The organism is Dongia sp. P2_B8, assembly GCF_056404715.1.
The window spans coordinates 177,704-194,658 of the sequence record NZ_JBFUDM010000003.1; the positions used below are offsets into that span (position 1 = coordinate 177,704).

Sequence of the window (16,955 nt, forward strand, 5' to 3'; positions counted from 1 at the left end):
AATTCATTGGACGGGGCCGGGCATGGAGAGGATAGTTGAGTGACGTGCTTCCTTCAGGTGGTTCTGCCAAATGAGCTGCACCTGATTGCTGGTTCATTGGTCGAGTTGATGGTGGCCGCCTGCGGCGATCCATGTGACGCCAACCTAGTATGTGTTCTGGGCGCGCGTCAGCGAACCACGAACGAGTCATGGCGGATATGGCCAAACAGACAGACATAGCGCGACGGATGCTTGTCCTCGGTGTACCTGCTGCTCTGTGCGGGACAGGTTGGTTGTCCAGGCTGGCGCTCGCGCAATCATCCACAACACCGGCGACCATCACGCTGTCGCGCTTGGCGAATGTGCCGGATCAGCATGTCGGCGGTGAGATTCTGCGCGAGGTCTACGCGCGGCTCAATATCAAGCTCGACTTCATCGACGTCGAGGCAAAACGTGCGCTTGCTCTGAGCAATGCCGGTGAGACGGATGGCGAGATCCAGAGAATTGCCAATATCAGCAAGGACTATCCGGCGCTGATTCAGCTATCCCCGCCGATCAACTATATTGAGCCCACGGCCTTTACCACGGGCTTGAAGTTCGACGTGCAGGGTTGGGAATCGATCAAGGACTATCAGGTCGGGATTGTTCGCGGTGTCGGCTCGTCAGAGGCGGGTACCCGCGACATGCCGCATGTGCAGCGTGCCAACAGCCTCGCTGAGCTCGTCAAGATGCTCGACCGCGAGCGTTTCGATTTGCTGGTCACCGATTTGTTCAGCGGCCAGGTGGAAATCAAGAAGCAGCATCTGGAATCGCGTATCGCACCGGTCCTGCCGCCCCTCAGCCGGATTTACGTCTATCACTACCTGCATGAAAGCCACCGCGCCCTGGTCCCGAGCATCGAAGCGGTGATCCTGGACATGACCAAGAGCGGCGAGCTGGAGCAGCTGCGGGCAAGACTCGTCAGCGAGATGCTGCAGCAGATCGGCTAGCGGTTAGTTAGTGGGAAGCAGCGCCTTCGAGCTGGAAGCGGCGCGCCGAAATCAGCGACGAAATCGACAGCAGCTTGTGGGCATAGGGATCGCTGACATTGCGCAAGGAGACGTGCGGTTGATCGCCCGGGCCTTTGAAGCGCTTTTCAACGCGCCAATGCGCGTACATGTGCTGCGGCAGCTTGTCGGAAATTTCAATGAGGACCGTGCCGACATCGAGGCGGTCGATCTCTTCATCCGCCAGAACGTTCACATCGCGATGCCATGGCAACCAGTTCAATATAGCCCGCCCCATAATTGCGCCCCTGAAACCATGCGAGTGCCGGCCCAATGCCAGACACCTGACATTGGGACTTTAGGCCCTATTTCTTAACAACAAGTTTCAGGAGCGCAGCTAAGTTATTGAGCGATATTGGAAGTCCGGATTTTTAGGAATTTGCCATCATTCGAAGCGGATGTGGTTAATCTCATCGCCCATCTCTAGGGATTGTAGGACATCGAGCCCTTCGACGATTTGACCGAACACCGTATGGCCACCATCGAGATGCGGCTGCTTCTCCAATACGAGAAAAAATTGTGAGCCGCCGGTGTCGCGCCCGGCATGCGCCATGGAGAGGGCGCCTTCGATATGCTTGTGCGGGTTGCCCTTGGTTTCGCAGGCAATACGCCAGCCCGGACCGCCGGTGCCAGTACCTTCCGGGCAGCCGCCCTGGGCCACGAAACCGGGGATCACGCGGTGGAAGTTGAGCCCGTCATAGAATTTGTCCTCAGCGAGGACATAGAAATTGGCGACCGAATTGGGGGCGTCCTCGGGGAACATCTCCAGCTTCATATCGCCTTTGCTGGTTGAAATGGTGCAATGGGTCAGGCTCTTGATCTTCTCGGGGCTGAGATCGTGGACCTTGAGGGCGCCGCGCGACATAGAAAATTCCTTTCGTTTTGACCCCGCACCTATTCTGGGCGCAGGCCGCTCGTGATGGATGGGGGCCTATCTATGGCGATCGGCTCCCGAATTCAAGCATTCCCCGCAACCCCGCTTGCGGTTCAGCCGCGCTGTCCGAGATCGGCGGCGAATTTGGCAAAAATCTCGTTGAGACCGGCATTGAGGGCATGGACGGCATCATCGATGTTGGGGCCGCTTGCATCCTTGGCCACCTCATAGGTCCCCGAGGCGACGATGCTGTCGCTGGTCTTGTCGATGAGGGCCAGCTCCAGGGCGATGACACCGCCGTTTTTGGCACCGGCAACCTGCTCCAGGCGCTTGATGCGCCCTTCGACCCTGTATTTGGCCGCAACCCGCAATTCACTCGGCACCACCTGGTCGGCAAGCTTCGCCGCTCCCAGGAAGGCCACCATCTGGTCGCGCAGCATGGCCGGCGGCGGATCGGTCCAGTAGGCGTAGTTGCGCTGTTCCAGCTTCATGCCGTTATCCTGGGTGAACAAGAGCGGCCGCTCGCCCATCACACCTTCGGCCTGGAATGGCGGCACTTCGACGATGCCACTCAGCGGATTGGCAACCGGTGCCGGATCGCTGCTGGCGATCAGGCGGAAATATTGTTCCTTGGGCACCGGCGGTGCCGAGCCGAAGCAGCCGCTCAAGGCAAGGCTGAGGCCAAGCCCGATCACGGTAAAGAGTGTGCGGCGGGTCGTCATCATTGCTCATCCCCACTGTTCGGGCTGAGGCCCTTGTCGGTTTCCGGATTGCTGCCAGACAGCAGCAGGCCAGGATTCTGGCGAATGAGTCGGCTGAACTCGTTCATGTTGCGCGTGGTTCCGTCCAGATTATGCGTGATGGAATCGATGTTCTGCGCGACGGCGCGCAACGTATATTCGAGATCGGCCACGGATTTGTCGACGCCCTTGCGGTTGTCGGCCACCAACGCGCTGATCTGGTCGGCGACCTTGGATATCTGGGCGCCGATCTGGCGTAGATCCTTGCTCGCGACCTCCGCGTTGGCGGTGGCGTTCTCGATGTGCCCCAGTGAATTGTTGACGGCACCGATATTCTTCTCCGACAGCAGCTGGTCGACCTTGGCCATCTCGACATTGATCTGGCTGGAGAAGGTCTCGACATTGCCGACGATGGTGGGTGTCTTGGCATTGACCTCATGGGCGATGGCGTTGAGCGAGCCCATCAATTCCTTGAGGTTCACTTCGGTGGTGTTGCCGATCCGGTCGATGATATCGCCGATCTTGGCGACCAGCGGCTTCAGCGAGGATTTGGAGAGATCGCCGATCTCGGCTGCGACCTGGGCCATGAGCGAGAACATGTCGGCAGCTGTCCCGCCGGCGATCTCGCCGCCAGGTGCGATGGTGGCACTGGCAAGGCCGCCATTGATTTCCAGCGTCTTGCCGGCGAGGAAGCTGGAGGCGGCGATGCGGGCCACCGAATCCTGGGGAAACTTCCAGCCTTCCTTCACCGCAATGTGCAGGCGGAAGCGGTATCTGCCTTCGTTGTATTCGGGGCTGATCTTTTCGACCTGCCCGATCGGATAGCCGGCGAACCGGACGATGGTTCCGTATTTGACGTCGGTCACGTCATCCAGCACCACGGAATAGCTGTCGGTGGGTCCAGTACGGCCGGCCAGCATCGAGAGCGACACCACCAGCGCCGCGATCATGGCGGCGACAAAGATGCCGACGGCCGTGTAATTGAGAAAGTGATTACGCATCGATCTTCAATCCCCCGGGGAAGTTCAATCGCCAGCTAGGCGGCGCAGATATTCGGTTGGGTCGATTTCGGCCTGTTCGGACCGGCGGTGCAGCAGATTCTGCACCCGTTCATTGGTCGAATTGCGGACGGCCTCGACACGGTCGCAGATCAGAATCTGGCCCTTGTCGAGAATGGTGATCCGGTCGGCGATCTTGTAGGCGCTTTCGACGTCGTGGCTGACCACGACCACCGAGATGTCCATGGCATCGCGCAATTTCAGAATGAGATCGTCAAGTGCCGAGGAGACCACCGGGTCAAGGCCCGACGATGGCTCGTCGAGGAAGATGAGCTTCGGGTCCATCACGATGGCACGGGCGATCGAGGCACGCTTCATCATGCCGCCGGAGAGATCGGCCGGCATCAGATGGCCGAAGCCGGAGAGGTTGCACACCTCGAGCTTCATATTGGCCATGATGTCCATGGTGCGCTCTTCGAGATCGGTGAGCTCGCGCAAAGGCAGCTTCACATTCTCGGCCACACTCATGGAGGAGAAGAGGGCACCGAACTGAAAGGCGACGCCGATGCGCCGCTTCAATTCCAGCAGCTGCATGCGTGAGAGTGCGCCCATATCCTTGCCGAGCAGCTTGACCTTGCCCGGCATCGGCGGCATCAGGCCCACGAGGTGGCGCAGCAAGGTGGTCTTGCCTGAGCCGGATCCACCCATGATCACCATGATCTCGCCTTCGCGCACATCGAGATTGATGTCGAACAGGACCTGGCGGGCACCGAAAGACCAGTCGAGATGGTCGACCTCGATCACCTTGCGGCGCGCGGCGATGTCCTCGGCACTGGGCCGGTTGGCCTGGTTGGTTGCTTCAGCGGAAAGGGCGGTGGGGGATGCCATGGTGCTACTGCGTCGTCATATAGGCAAAGATCATGTCGGCAACGACGATGAGCGTGATCGAGATGACGACCGAGCGGGTCGTTACCTTGCCGACACCTTCGGCACCGCCCTGCACCATCGATCCGTTGATGACACCGACCAGCGCGATGATGATGCCGAACAGGGTCGCCTTGCCGAGGCCGTGCCAGACATCGCCGGTCTTCAGCACGGCGATGGTATCGTTGAAATAGGCGCCCAAGGATTGGTGGAGCTGCGCCGAAACATAAAGGCCGGCCGACAGCAGCGAGACCAGATTGGCCCACATGGCAAGGCACGGCATCATCAGCACCAGGGCGATCAGCACGGGCGACACCAGGAAGCGTACAGGATTGATCCCCATCACCTGCAGGGCATCGACTTCCTGGTTGATGCTCATGGTGGCGAGCCGTGCCGCAATGGCAGAGCCCGAGCGGCCGGCGATCAGGATGCCCATGATCATCGGGCTGAATTCGCGCACCACGGAAAGGGCGATGCCGATATAGGCATACTGCTCGGCGCCGAAGATGCCGAGGCTGTAGAGGCTCTGGATCGCCAGCATCAGGCCGATGGTGGCAGCAAGCAGGGTGGCGATCGGCAAGGCCGCGACACCGAACTGCATCATGGCGCCGAAGGTTGCGGTGATGCGCACGGGCTGCCGGTAGCGCCAGCCGGTCAGCGTCCAATAGATCGCTTCAAAAAAGATGGCGGCGGCATAGCCCATCTCGTCGAGCCCGGCGATGGTGCGCCGGCCGATGAGCTCAAAGAATTTTGCGGGGAGCTTTGCGGGATTCGCCATCAGGAAGGATCTCGCCTCTTTTCTCTCGCTCTCACGCCTTTGGCGCCAAGGCGGCGGCCACGTCGGCATGGATCGCAAAGACCTTGTCGAGGCGGGCCAGTTCCAGGACGCGGAGCGCGCGGGCGCTCACCGAGACCAGCGACAATTCGTTCTTCTGCTTGCGTGCGACCTGCAGCCCTTCCACCAGGCTGGCGATGCCCGACGAATCGATATAGCTGACCGCGGACAGGTCGATCAGCAGATCTTTCTTTTGTTTCAGGCTGTTAAGGAGCGCCTTGCGCACATCGCCGGCGTTCTCGAGATCGATTTCTCCCTCGAGGGCGATGACGATCTTGCCCTGTTCTTCCTTGATGTTGGCCACAGACATCCCCTAATTCCCACCCTTGCTGTCCGCACCGCTCGGCACCGGGTTTCCGGTGGAATCAGCGGTATTTCGGCGCCGTTTGACAAGTTCCAGCAGGTTTCCCTCGCCGTCCGGCAAGGGAATGAAACTGGCATCGTCCATGATGGCCCGGATGAAATGCGTCCCCAATCCACCGGGTCTGACCTCGTCAAGCGGTCTTGGTTCTATCTTACCGGTATCCACGCGGGGTGCAAAATCTCGCAACCGGAGCATAATTCCGTCCGGCAGGCGGTGCACCGCCAGGGTGATTTCGCCCTTCGCCTGGCCGCCATAGGCGTGAATCATGATGTTTTCGATGGCCTCGCCGGCCGCCAGCACCAGATCCTGGATTTCGTCCTCGGCGAATTGGCAGGCCTTGGCAGCCCCCTCCAGCGCCGGGCGCATGAATTTGAGACGGCTGGGATCGGCCGGGAAGGAGAGGCCGAACAGGAATTCTGCCTCAGCCGGTGCCGCCACCATCGGCGGATGTTCCCGCTGCCACGCCTTGCCGGCAGCGCGGTCGTCGATGGCCAGGATCGTGAGGTCGTCCTTGGCTTGCCAGCCGCCCTGGTCAAGTTCCGCCAGCACCATTTCCAGGCGCTGCCGCAGCGGCCCGTCATGGGCGTATTCGAGCAGCAAATTGAGCCCGTCGACGCCGAGTTCCTCATCGCCATAGCGGAACTCGGTAAGGCCGTCCGAGAAGACGACAAACAGGCCGCCGGTCAGATTGATCTCGTGATCCTCGAAATGAATGTCGCGCAGGATGCCGAGCGGCGGTGCATCCGGCATGACGGGTTCATAGAGGTGATCGGGAAACTTGATGAGCGGCGGCAGGTGGCCGGCATTGGAATAGCGCAGCAGGCCGGTTGCTGGTTCATAGAGCCCGGCCAGCATGGTGACGAACATGCCGCGGCTGGTGGTTTCGCAGATCTCGCGGTTGAGAATGGAAAGCAGTCGCGCCGGATCGCGGATGGTTTTGCCAAGGCACCGGAACAGGCTCGCGGTCTTGGCCATCAGCAGGGCAGCGTTCATCCCCTTGCCGGACACATCGCCCAGCGCGAAGGCGATCGTGCCGTCGGGCAGTTCAAAATAGTCATAGAAATCGCCGGAAACCTCGCGGATCGGGCGATTGATGCCACAGATCGGCAGATCGTCATCCTGTGCCGGCAGCAGGCTGCGCTGAATTTCGGAGGCCAGTTCCAGCTCGCGCTTGATGCGCTCCTGCTCCAGCAGCTGGTCGGCAAGGCGCGCATTGGAAATGGCGAGCGCTGCCGCGTTGGCCATCACCTGCAGCATGTTGGCGTCTTTGCCGGAGGTGCCGTCGAAGGGGTGGCCGGACCGCTTGTTGAGAACCTGGACCGCGCCGATCAGCTTGTCGCCGACGCGCATCGGTGCGCACAGGATCGAGCGCGTGACGAAGCCGGTGCGCTCATCGGCGCCCTTGAAGAAATTCTTGTCCTGATAGGCGTTCTCGACCGCCAGCAATTTGTCTTCGGCGACTGCGCGGCCGACGATGCCCTGGCCCATGGGGACCGCCAGCCCATCGATCTTGACCGGCCCGACGCTGGCGCGGCAGACCAGCATCTGCCCGGCATCGTCGAGCAGGAACAGGGAGCCCGCCTCGGTTTCCAGCAACTGGATGATGCTGCCCAAGGCCTGGCCGACCGTCGCATCGACATTGAGCGAGGCCGCGAAGGAGCGGGCGAGGGAGGCTGCAAAATTGAGCGCCCCTGATTCTGATTGATCGATGGTCATCCTACCGCGCTGATTGCCGAATTGCCGGGTATTGGGTGGCCGGCACTCTAGCGCGCAACTTTACGGCGCAGCAACAGCGCCGCCGGCTTCCGGCCGGCTTACCCGCGGTCAAGAGGGCCCCGTCACATAAAGGCACCACGGAAGGCGGAGGCCCAGTGCGTGCACCGGGCGTCCCGCCAGGATGGGCGCCCGGCGCTGGATGATTTCCGATCCGCATCCGAGCGTGTATGCTGTCCTAATAACGCGGCAGGCGCCAGAAGGCGTCCCATAAAAGAAGTCTGAACTGGGGGAAGCGACCATATGGCGGGTAAGGCCGGGTCATCGCAGGACATAGGGTTCACCGTCCCCGACGCTGCCCAACCGGTGCCGGCGCATGCAGCGGGCGCCTTGGCATTCGTTGTCGCGGACGATCATCCGATGGTGCGCGATGCTCTGGCGGCAGCCTTGAAAGGCGGCTTCGACGGTGCCCGGATCGCCTTTGCAGGCACGCTCGCCGAAACCCAGGCGGCGATCGAGGCCACCCAGGACACCGATCTCCTGGTGCTGGATCTCGATATGCCGGGGATGCTGGGCCTTGCGGGTCTTGCGGCCTTGCGGGCAGCACATCCGGCGCTGCCCATCGCCATCGTGTCGGCCAGCACGAATTCGGCTGCCATGCGGCAAGCGGTTGAAATGGGTGCTGCCGGCTTTATTCCCAAACTGGCCGCTGCCGACCGGTTCCTGGATGCCGTGCGGGCGATCCTCTCCGGCGCTATCTGGCTACCGGATGAAGCCAAGGATGATGTGCTGACGTCGCGCGACCGCGACCTCGCACAACGCGCGGCACAATTGACGCCGCAACAGCACCGGGTGCTGTCGCTGCTGGCGGAAGGCATGGCGAACAAACTGATCGCCTATGAAATGCAGATCAGTGAGCCCACGGTGAAGGCACATGTCACCGAAATCCTGCGCAAGCTGGGCGTCACCTCACGTACCCAGGCCGTCATCCTGGCGCAGCGCCTGGCGCTGGAACCGGTGACCAGGCCCGTTCCTGCATCGCCGGAAGAATAGTCGGCCAAAAACTAGTCGGGCAAAAATTAGTCAATCCGTGACGGCATCCATCCGGCTGCGGAGCTGGCTCAGCTGTTCGCGCAGTGCGACGATGTCGGGGATCGGGCGGCCGATCGCCTGGGTCAGTTTTTTTGGAATCCCTTCGGCCTTTCTGCGCAAGGCGCGGCCGCTGTCCGTGAGCCTGATGCGGACCTGGCGTTCATCGACGGTGTCGCGCACGCGTTCAACCGTCCCCGCCGCCTCCAGTCGCTTCAGCAGCGGGGTCAGCGTTCCTGAATCGAGCTGCAGGCGGGCGCCGATCTCCTTGACCGTGAGATCGTCCGCCTCCCACAGCACCAGCATCACCAGATATTGCGGATAGGTGAGGTCGAGCGGGGCCAGCAGGGGCTTGTAGGCCCGGTTGAAGGCATGGGCGGTCGAATAGAGGGCAAAGCAGAGCTGCTGGGAAAGCAGCAGCATGTCCCTGTCATGATTTTGGTCGTCGTTACGCGCCATGATCGGCCTCGGGAAGGGCTGCAGGGAACGAGATCGGCCCCCGCTCATTTCAACAATCGCGGTCAGTAATAATCTAATCCCTCCGGCTCATTCTGGAAATAGATTGTGTAAAATTTAATTGCGCAATCCAGGTATGCGCGGGTCGCATGAAAAATTAGATTGTGCACAATCTAATTTATGCCAATATCCACCCCAGAGTCGGCGGGCAATGAAGCCCAGCCGCCATCGGCCCCCCGGCAATCCAGCGTGGGACAGGGCGAGCAGAAAGGAAGCGAACCATGAGCGTCAATGTTCTCTACCGGACCAAAGCCACCGCCACCGGCGGCCGCGACGGCAAAGCTGCGACCGCGGACGGTACGTTCAGCGTCACTCTCGCGACCCCGAAGGAATTGGGCGGCGGCGGTGGTGCCGGCAACAACCCCGAACAGCTCTTCGCCGCCGGCTATTCCGCTTGCTTCATCGGCGCCATGAAGTTCGTGGCCTCCCAGGGCGGCACCGTGAAGGTACCGGCCGACGCCACGGTCACCGCCGAAGTCGGCATCGGCCCGCGCTCGGAAGGTGGCTTCGGCCTGGAAGTCTCGCTTGATATCTCGCTGCCGGGCGTCGCCAAGGCGGATGCGGAAGCCCTCGTCGCCAAGGCCCACCAGGTGTGCCCCTATTCGAACGCCACGCGTAACAACATCGATGTGAAGTTGAACGTGAAGTAAGGGGCAAACCGGCAAGAGTGGATCCCCGGGTCAAGCCCGGGGATGACGAACTTAAATAGCGCTGTTTCTAAATAATGCCGTCATGGCCGGGCCCAGCTTTGCTTAAAAAAAGGGGCCGGCCATCCACGTTTTCAGGATAAAACTACCCGCGCCTGATCTGGGCTTCCTGTGCGGCCTTGAGGTTGGCGTGGATGAAGTCGTGGGCGTGGCGGGCGAGGTCGGTGCTGTCCTCCCACAGATTGCGCCAGATCGCCAGAATACCTGAGAGCTGCTTGTTGACGACCGTCGAGGAGAAGCTCTCGAAGGTGATTGGGCCCTTGTAATTGGCGCGCGCCAGGCCGCGGAAGATCTTGTCGAAATCGATCGACCCGGCACCAAGATAGCCGCGGTTCGACTCACCGATATGGAAGTAGCCCAGATAGTCGCCGGTATCGACGATCGCCTGCTCGATATCCGCTTCCTCGATGTTCATATGATAGGTATCGAGATGCACCTTCACATTGGGGGCACCGATGCGCTTGCAGAAATCGACCGCCTGCGCCGCGATGTTGAGGACGTTGCTTTCATAGCGGTTCACGACCTCGAGGCCGATGGTCATGTTGCTCTTGGCGGCTTCGGCGCAGATCTTGCGCAGCACCTCGGCTGAATTTTCCTTGCCACGTTCGGTGGTGGGATCGGCATATTTCATGAAGCCGGAATAGAGGATGCCGCACATATGCGTGCCACCCATGTCGCGGGTGACCGCCAGCGCATCGCGCAGCAGCTTTTCGCCGCGCTTGATCTTGTCCGGATCCTCGCTGGAGATATCGGCGCTGCCGTCGAGCCCCAATGACACGGTGATGCCGAGCTTGTTGGCCTCAGCCGTGCGGCGGGTATGAGCTGCATCGATGGTGGTGGGGTCGAGGGCCGGAATCTCGATGATGTCGTAGCCCAGGGAAGCTGTCTTCTCGATGGCCTGAGTGGCTTCCGCATGGCTCCAGCCGCCGACCCAGACCAAGGCATGGGCACCGATCTTGTTCATCCCGTTCTCTCCCAGATGATGGTGAATGATAGCGTTAGCAGGAGAGGAAATTAGGCTGGGCACACTGTCCTGAACAGGGCCTGAAAGAGCGTTTCGGCAAGATTCGGTCGCATTGCCGGCCGCCGGCGCCAGTTTCGTTTAGGGGGTGCGACGCTTTCGCATTGCTGCAATGCGAAAGAGATATTGAAGATCGGCAGAATCAAGCCATATACTCGTTACTGCAGTGCAGCAATCGATGGCTCAGAACCATCGAAGCACGGGAGGAAGATATCCACCTTTAAGGAGGTCTTCCATGTGGCCGTATAACGACGACGAAAATGGCTGGCTCGGGCAGAATTCTGCCCTCGGTAACGCAACCGGGCTGGTCCAAATCACCCCAGAACTGATCGCCTTCCATGAACAGCGTGCGCGGGAGTTGCGCCGGGAAACCATGGCTGGCCTGGCGAACAACCTGCTGGCTGGCGCTGGCAAGATGTTCCGTCATCTTGGTGCCCTGACCAGTGGGAACCGCGCCAAGATGGAGGCGACGATCGCTGAATTCAGGCGACCGACCGTTGGGACCGCTGGGCGATAAGAGCGCGTAGTTTCGCGGGCTTGACGGGCTTATGCAGCACGTCGAGCCCCAGCGTGCGGGCGCGTGCCATGACGATGGGATCCCGGTTCGCGGTAATCAAGGCCGCTGGCACCGACTCGCCCCAGGCGTCGCGCAGCTTGCCGATTTCCAGGATGCCGTCCGGCTGGTCGTCGCCCAGATGAAGGTCGATCAGCAGCAGGTCTGGCCGTTCCACGCGTCCGGCTGAGGCTGCCAAAGCAAGATCGGCGCTGGCTGCGGTGATGACATCGCAGCCCCAGCTTTGCAGCAGGACTTCCATCCCCTCGCGTACCTGTTCCTCATCGTCAACGCAAATGACGAAGGGTGCCCGCGCCAAGGCGCCGGTGCGTGCCTGGTCGGGCTCCACATCCTTGGGCCGCGCGATGTCGGCCATGGCCAGCGGCAGATCGATGGTGAAGGCCGCACCTTTGCCCGGTGCCGAGACCAGACCGCGCTCATGGCCCAGCATGCGGGCGATGCGGTCGACGATGGCGAGGCCCAGTCCCAGCCCACGTTCGCCACCGACGCTGGCCGGCTTCAGGCGGATGAATTCCTGATAGATGTTGGTCTGCTGGTTGGCGGCGATGCCTGGGCCATTGTCGCGCACCATGATACGGATCTTGTTGCCACCGCTTTTATCGCTGACATGCCTGCATCCCATCACGACGCGAGGCCGCCGCACGCTGCCACGGCCATAGCGAATGGCGTTCGACAGATAATTCTGCAGCACACGGCGCAACAGGGCCGGGTCGGTCATGACCCAGGCATGGCTGTTCACCACGCGCAATTCGATGTCGCTGCGTTCGGCCAGCGGTGCAAAAGCGTCGGCCAGCGATTGCAGCAACGGCCCCAGCGGAATGCTGCGCGGTTCCGGCTTGATGGCACCCGCATCGAGCTTGGCAATGTCGAGAAGCGCATCCAGCAGCGCCTCTACCGACGAGAGACCGAGATCCACCTTGGCCACCAATTCATCGGCGACATGACGTTCCGCCAAGGCTGCCACGAATAGTCTTGCGGCATGCAAGGGCTGCAGCAGATCGTGGCTGGCGGCGGCAATGAAGCGCGTCTTGTCGATATTGGCATCCTCGGCGCGGGCACGGGCAGCTTCCAATTCGGCGGTGCGGGTGGCAACGCGCCGCTCCAGACCTTCATTGGCATTCCGTAAAGCTTCTTCCGCCCGGCGTCGTTCGGTGATGTCGACATAGAGCAGGAAGAAGCCCAGCACCTGCCCGCTTTCATCGACATGTGGGATGTAGGTGCCGCGTGCCACCTCGATCTTGGCATCGTTGGTCGGGAAGTCGATCTCGAACACCTGCTCCTGGCCCGCCAGCACCGCATCGATATGGGGCTTCAACTGCTGATAGCGCGCGGCGCCCAGCACTTCGCTCACGTGACGGCCCTCGGTTGCTCCGGCGCCGCCCTTCAGCGATGCCTGATAGGGACGGTTGGTGAAGCGATAGGTCTCGTCGCGGTCGATATAGGCGATCAGCACCGGCACATTGTCGGTCACAATGCGGGTGCGCCGCTCGCTGTCACGTAGAGCCTCGGCAGTGCGCACCCGGGCCGTCACGTCGTTGGCGGTGACGATGACACCGCCCCCCAGCAACGGATCGACGCGCAACTCCGTCACCGATCCGTCGGCGAGCTTGAGTTCGCGCATGGCGATCTGATCGGTGCCGAGGGCTGCTGCGAGCGAGGGAATATGTGCCGGCAATGTGGCAATGTTGACACCGACCGAAAGCTGGTCACGGTCCAGCCCACTGAGGATCGCAAAGCGTTCGTTCCAGACCTCCAGCTTGCCGGTAGCATCGAACACAGCAAGGCCCAATCCCATATGATCCAGTGTGCGACGCAGGAGATCGGCATTGTAGCGGATGGCGGCGGTGGCTTCGTCCAGCATGTCGCGGATCGAGCCTGGCATCCACAGGCCCTTGCGCCTTGCCGTGGTGACGACGACACGGGCGGACGCGGCACCGATCGTGCCGGAGAGCAGCCGTTCGGTGAACTCGACCGCGGCAGCGCCGGATAGCGTCAGTTCGCGGAACGCCTCTTCCGCGCGCTCGATGCCGATGAAGCGGGCTGCCAGCTCCATCAATTGGTCAAGCTCGGTGCGTGCCGGCGAGACCGGCTTGCTGCGATCCTTGGCTCTGTCGTCGCCGACAAAGGCCTCTGCTTGTTGCCGGTCGCGGGCCATGGGCTTGGCCAGCAGCGAGCCCACCACCAGCAAGGCGATGTTGACCGCCATCGCCGTGACGAAGCCGCGCAACAGCGGATCGAACCAGACGAGCGGTCCCCAGGGTGGCAGGGTCGAGGCCTCTGTGGGCTGGATGGTCGGCCACAGGATGGCCCAGAACCAGACCGCAAAGCCGCCAAGCAAGCCTGCGATCACACCGTGGCGATGAGCGCGGCGCCAGTAAAGGCCAAGCAGCAAGGGTGGCGCGAAATTGGCAACGGCACAGAAGGAGATGAGGCCGATCGTCACCAGCGGCAAGAGGCCCGCGATGGTGCGGTAATAGGCGTAGGCCGCGAGCAGGATGACGACGACCGCAAGGCGCCGGACCAGCAGGCCCAGCTGGCCGAGATTGGCGCCTTCCTCTTGTCGGCGACGCAGCAGCCAGGGCATCACCAGTTCATTGCCGACCATGCCGGAGAGCGCCATGCAGGCCACCGCCACCATGCTGGTCGATGCAGAGAGGCCGCCAATGAAGATGAAGGCGGTCAGCCAATCCGCCCCTGCCGAGAGCGGGAGATTGAGTACGAAGAAGTCCGGCACATGGCCGGCATCGAGCTTGACGAGGCCAGCCATGGCGATCGGCACGACGAAGAGGTTGATCAAGACCAGATAGAGCGGAAACATCCAGCGTGCCGTCATCAGGCTCTTTGGATGATTGTGCTCGACCACGGCCACATGGAATTGCCGCGGCAGGCAGAGGAAGGCAAAGCCGGACAGGACGGTAAGCGCCAGCCAGTTGGCATTCGGCTGCGGGTTGAGCATGTGGGTTGCGGCCGGGATGTCGCGCGCCTGGGCGAGGAGGGCGCTGGGCCCGTCGAAGATGCCCCAGACGATGAAGATGCCACCTGCCAGCAAGGCGCAGAGCTTCACCAGGCTTTCGATGGCGATGGCCAGCATCATGCCGCGATGCTGTTCGCTCGCTTCCACATGCCGCACGCCGAACAGGATGGTGAAGGCCGCCATCAACAAGGTGACGATGAGGGCGGTGTCCTGCCAGAGCGGCACTGGTGGTGCACCGGCTGCGGTGGGCAGGGTGACGGTGCCCGACAAGGCCTCGAAGCTGAATGACACGGCCTGAAGCTGGAGCGCGATATAGGGCATGGCGCCCATCACCGCGATCAGCGTCGCGATCACGGCCACCGCCCGGCTGCGGCCATAGCGGGCACCGAGGATGTCGGCGATCGAGGTCACGTTCTGCTGCTTCGCAAGTGCAACAATGCGCACCATTACCGGCCAGGCCAGCACGATCACCAAGGCAGGCCCGACATAGATCAAGGCGAAATCGAGCCCATTGCTGACTGCGCGCCCGACCGATCCGTAAAAAGTCCAGGACGTACAATAGATCGCCAGCGACAGCGCATAGATGAGCGGTCCCAGTCGGCCGCGCGACCAGTTGATCGCATGCCGCTCGCCAGCATGGGCGATCACGAAGAGCAGGCCGAGATAGGCCAGCGAGAGAAGGAGGATGAGGCTGCTCTGCGACATTCCGGCAATTAATGCATGGGCTTCAAGGGCATGTCCATTGGGCCAAGGTCGCTACGACCAAAGTCTGGGGTCAATTCGGACAAGGACGGGCTTAAGAGGAATCCTGGAATCTGGTGCGAGTCCAGGTCGGTCGCGTGCTGGATCAAAGTCATGGGGACCCGAAAAGATGCCGGCAACACGGCACGGGGTCGGCAACAAAAGGGGAGAGTAGAGCATGAGCACTCAAGATGCAGCTATGGGGCGCGGCAGCGTCACGGCATCGGTTCCGCCCGCAGAAGTTCGAAAGGTTGTGTTCGCATCGTCGTTGGGCACCGTATTCGAATGGTACGATTTCTATCTGTACGCAACATTAGCCCCGTTCTTTGCCGTCCTGTTCTTCCCCAAGGAAAATGCGACGGCCGCCCTGCTCGCGGCCTTCGCAACGTATGCGGCAGGCTTCCTGGTTCGTCCGTTCGGCGCAATCTTCTTCGGCCGCATCGGCGATCTGGTCGGCCGCAAGTATACTTTTCTCGTAACCATCCTGGTCATGGGTTTCTCGACATTTGCCGTTGGTCTGCTGCCGACCTTTGAGACTATCGGCTGGTTGGCCCCATTGTTGCTGGTGTCGTTGCGCCTGCTGCAGGGCCTGGCGCTTGGTGGCGAATACGGCGGCGCTGCCACCTATGTGGCCGAGCACGCGTCCGACAATCGCCGCGGCTATGCGACCAGTTGGATTCAAACCACTGCCACGCTTGGTTTCTTCCTGTCGTTGCTGGTCATTGGTATTTGCCGCTTCTCCGGCATCTTCACAGCCGAGGAGTTTGCGAGCTGGGGCTGGCGTATTCCGTTCCTGGTTTCACTGATCCTGTTGCTCTTCTCGGTTTATATCCGGATGAAGCTCAATGAATCACCGGTGTTCCAGAAGATGAAGGCAGAAGGCAAGGGGTCGAAGTCGCCGCTGACCGACAGCTTCCTGCGTTATCCCAACAACAAGTACGTCTTGCTTGCTTTGCTCGGCGCCACCGCAGGTCAGGGTGTTGTCTGGTACACGGGCCAGTTCTACGCCCTGTTCTTCCTGACGATCACGTTGAAGGTGGATGGCCAGATCGCCTACATGCTGATCGCGATCTCGCTGCTTATAGGTACGCCGTTCTTCGTCATCTTCGGGGCACTGTCGGATCGTATCGGCCGTCTCAAGATTATCTTGGCCGGCTGTCTGATCGCGGCATTGACCTATTTCCCGCTGTTCCAGGGATTGACACATTATGCTAATCCGGGGCTCGAGGAATTCCAGTCCAAGACGTCGATCCAGGTTGCCGCCACCGACTGCAATTTCCACATCTTTGTCGGCCCCTGGTCGTCGTTCACGGAATGCGACAAGGCCAAGGACTTCTTGACCAAAGCCGGCCTGTCGTTCGAATCGATCCCTGCGGTGGAAGGTCAGGTCGTGCAGACCACGATCGGCACGACCGTGCTGCAAGGCTTCAACGTCGATGCTTACAAGCAGGCTCTGACCGATGCCGGCTACCCGGCAAAGGCCGACGAAGCGCAAATGAACAAGCCGATGGTTGTACTCATCCTGGCGATCATGATGATCTACGTCACCATGGTATATGGCCCGATTGCCGCTTATCTGGTTGAGTTATTCCCGACCAAGATCCGCTATACCTCGATGTCATTGCCTTACCACATTGGCAACGGCTGGTTTGGCGGCATGCTTCCCTTGCTGGCGACAGCGATGGTGTCTGCCTCGGGCAATATCTATCAGGGACTATGGTATCCGATCACAGTCGCCGTGATGACGCTGGTGATCGGCGTGCTGTTCCTGCGCCAGAAACACACGACAACGATCGAAGACTAGATCCTGCGCAGCGCTGGTAGTTTTGCTGCCAGCGTTTGTGCAAGAAGTTCCCCCTC

16 protein-coding genes are annotated in these 16,955 nt (G+C 61.1%); 5 read left to right on the forward strand and 11 right to left on the reverse strand.

Going from position 1 to position 16,955, the window contains the following annotated elements; translation table 11 throughout:
• Positions 1-272: 272 nt before the first annotated feature.
• Entirely contained in the window at positions 273-968 is a 696-nt protein-coding gene (locus AC1DWZ_RS08470; RefSeq protein ID WP_477168442.1) for a substrate-binding periplasmic protein, read from the forward strand.
• 7 nt (positions 969-975) lie between these two features.
• Here the strand turns inward: AC1DWZ_RS08470 and AC1DWZ_RS08475 are convergent, their stop codons facing one another.
• From AC1DWZ_RS08475 to AC1DWZ_RS08510, 8 genes are all read right to left on the reverse strand, one after another.
• Positions 976-1,221 carry a hypothetical protein gene (locus AC1DWZ_RS08475; RefSeq protein WP_477168443.1) on the reverse strand — a complete coding sequence of 82 codons (246 nt, stop codon included), beginning with the start codon at positions 1,219-1,221 and terminating at the stop codon, positions 976-978.
• Positions 1,222-1,410: 189 nt separating this feature from the next.
• Positions 1,411-1,890, reverse strand: a complete 480-nt coding sequence (locus AC1DWZ_RS08480; RefSeq protein ID WP_477168444.1) for a peptidylprolyl isomerase — start codon at positions 1,888-1,890, stop codon at positions 1,411-1,413.
• Between the two features lie 122 nt (positions 1,891-2,012).
• Entirely contained in the window at positions 2,013-2,624 is a 612-nt protein-coding gene (locus AC1DWZ_RS08485) for an ABC-type transport auxiliary lipoprotein family protein (RefSeq protein ID WP_477168445.1), read from the reverse strand.
• Positions 2,621-3,640 (reverse strand): MlaD family protein, encoded by a 1,020-nt coding sequence (locus AC1DWZ_RS08490; protein ID WP_477168446.1) that lies wholly within the window; start codon positions 3,638-3,640, stop codon positions 2,621-2,623. The genes AC1DWZ_RS08485 and AC1DWZ_RS08490 overlap by 4 nt, the downstream gene beginning before the upstream one ends.
• A 24-nt stretch (positions 3,641-3,664) precedes the next feature.
• Positions 3,665-4,525, reverse strand: coding sequence for an ABC transporter ATP-binding protein (locus tag AC1DWZ_RS08495; RefSeq protein WP_477168447.1), 861 nt, complete (start codon positions 4,523-4,525; stop codon positions 3,665-3,667).
• A gap of 4 nt (positions 4,526-4,529) precedes the next feature.
• Positions 4,530-5,339 carry an MlaE family ABC transporter permease gene (locus tag AC1DWZ_RS08500; RefSeq protein ID WP_477168448.1) on the reverse strand — a complete coding sequence of 270 codons (810 nt, stop codon included), beginning with the start codon at positions 5,337-5,339 and terminating at the stop codon, positions 4,530-4,532.
• Between the two features lie 31 nt (positions 5,340-5,370).
• On the reverse strand, positions 5,371-5,706 hold the full coding sequence (locus AC1DWZ_RS08505) for an STAS domain-containing protein (protein ID WP_477168449.1): 336 nt from the start codon (positions 5,704-5,706) through the stop codon (positions 5,371-5,373).
• 3 nt (positions 5,707-5,709) lie between these two features.
• The gene (locus AC1DWZ_RS08510; protein WP_477168450.1) at positions 5,710-7,476 is read right to left on the reverse strand and encodes an ATP-binding SpoIIE family protein phosphatase; all 1,767 of its coding nucleotides are present in this window, start codon (positions 7,474-7,476) and stop codon (positions 5,710-5,712) included.
• Positions 7,477-7,776: 300 nt separating this feature from the next.
• Between AC1DWZ_RS08510 and AC1DWZ_RS08515 the strand changes: the two genes are divergently transcribed.
• The gene (locus AC1DWZ_RS08515; protein ID WP_477168451.1) at positions 7,777-8,526 is read left to right on the forward strand and encodes a response regulator transcription factor; all 750 of its coding nucleotides are present in this window, start codon (positions 7,777-7,779) and stop codon (positions 8,524-8,526) included.
• 30 nt (positions 8,527-8,556) lie between these two features.
• Here the strand turns inward: AC1DWZ_RS08515 and AC1DWZ_RS08520 are convergent, their stop codons facing one another.
• Entirely contained in the window at positions 8,557-9,021 is a 465-nt protein-coding gene (locus tag AC1DWZ_RS08520; protein ID WP_477168452.1) for a MarR family winged helix-turn-helix transcriptional regulator, read from the reverse strand.
• A 278-nt stretch (positions 9,022-9,299) separates the two neighbouring features.
• On the opposite strand from AC1DWZ_RS08520, the gene AC1DWZ_RS08525 reads away from it, so the two are divergent.
• Positions 9,300-9,728, forward strand: coding sequence for an organic hydroperoxide resistance protein (locus tag AC1DWZ_RS08525; RefSeq protein ID WP_477168453.1), 429 nt, complete (start codon positions 9,300-9,302; stop codon positions 9,726-9,728).
• Between the two features lie 142 nt (positions 9,729-9,870).
• On the opposite strand, the gene AC1DWZ_RS08530 is transcribed toward AC1DWZ_RS08525, so the two are convergent.
• On the reverse strand, positions 9,871-10,749 hold the full coding sequence (locus AC1DWZ_RS08530) for a sugar phosphate isomerase/epimerase family protein (RefSeq protein ID WP_477168454.1): 879 nt from the start codon (positions 10,747-10,749) through the stop codon (positions 9,871-9,873).
• Between the two features lie 292 nt (positions 10,750-11,041).
• On the opposite strand from AC1DWZ_RS08530, the gene AC1DWZ_RS08535 reads away from it, so the two are divergent.
• Positions 11,042-11,323 (forward strand): hypothetical protein, encoded by a 282-nt coding sequence (locus AC1DWZ_RS08535; protein ID WP_477168455.1) that lies wholly within the window; start codon positions 11,042-11,044, stop codon positions 11,321-11,323.
• On the opposite strand, the gene AC1DWZ_RS08540 is transcribed toward AC1DWZ_RS08535, so the two are convergent.
• Positions 11,289-15,059, reverse strand: coding sequence for a sodium:solute symporter family transporter (locus AC1DWZ_RS08540; protein ID WP_477168456.1), 3,771 nt, complete (start codon positions 15,057-15,059; stop codon positions 11,289-11,291). The two genes, AC1DWZ_RS08535 and AC1DWZ_RS08540, sit on opposite strands and share 35 nt — an antisense overlap.
• A gap of 214 nt (positions 15,060-15,273) precedes the next feature.
• Between AC1DWZ_RS08540 and AC1DWZ_RS08545 the strand changes: the two genes are divergently transcribed.
• On the forward strand, positions 15,274-16,899 hold the full coding sequence (locus AC1DWZ_RS08545) for an MFS transporter (protein WP_477168457.1): 1,626 nt from the start codon (positions 15,274-15,276) through the stop codon (positions 16,897-16,899).
• Positions 16,900-16,955 lie beyond the last annotated feature (56 nt).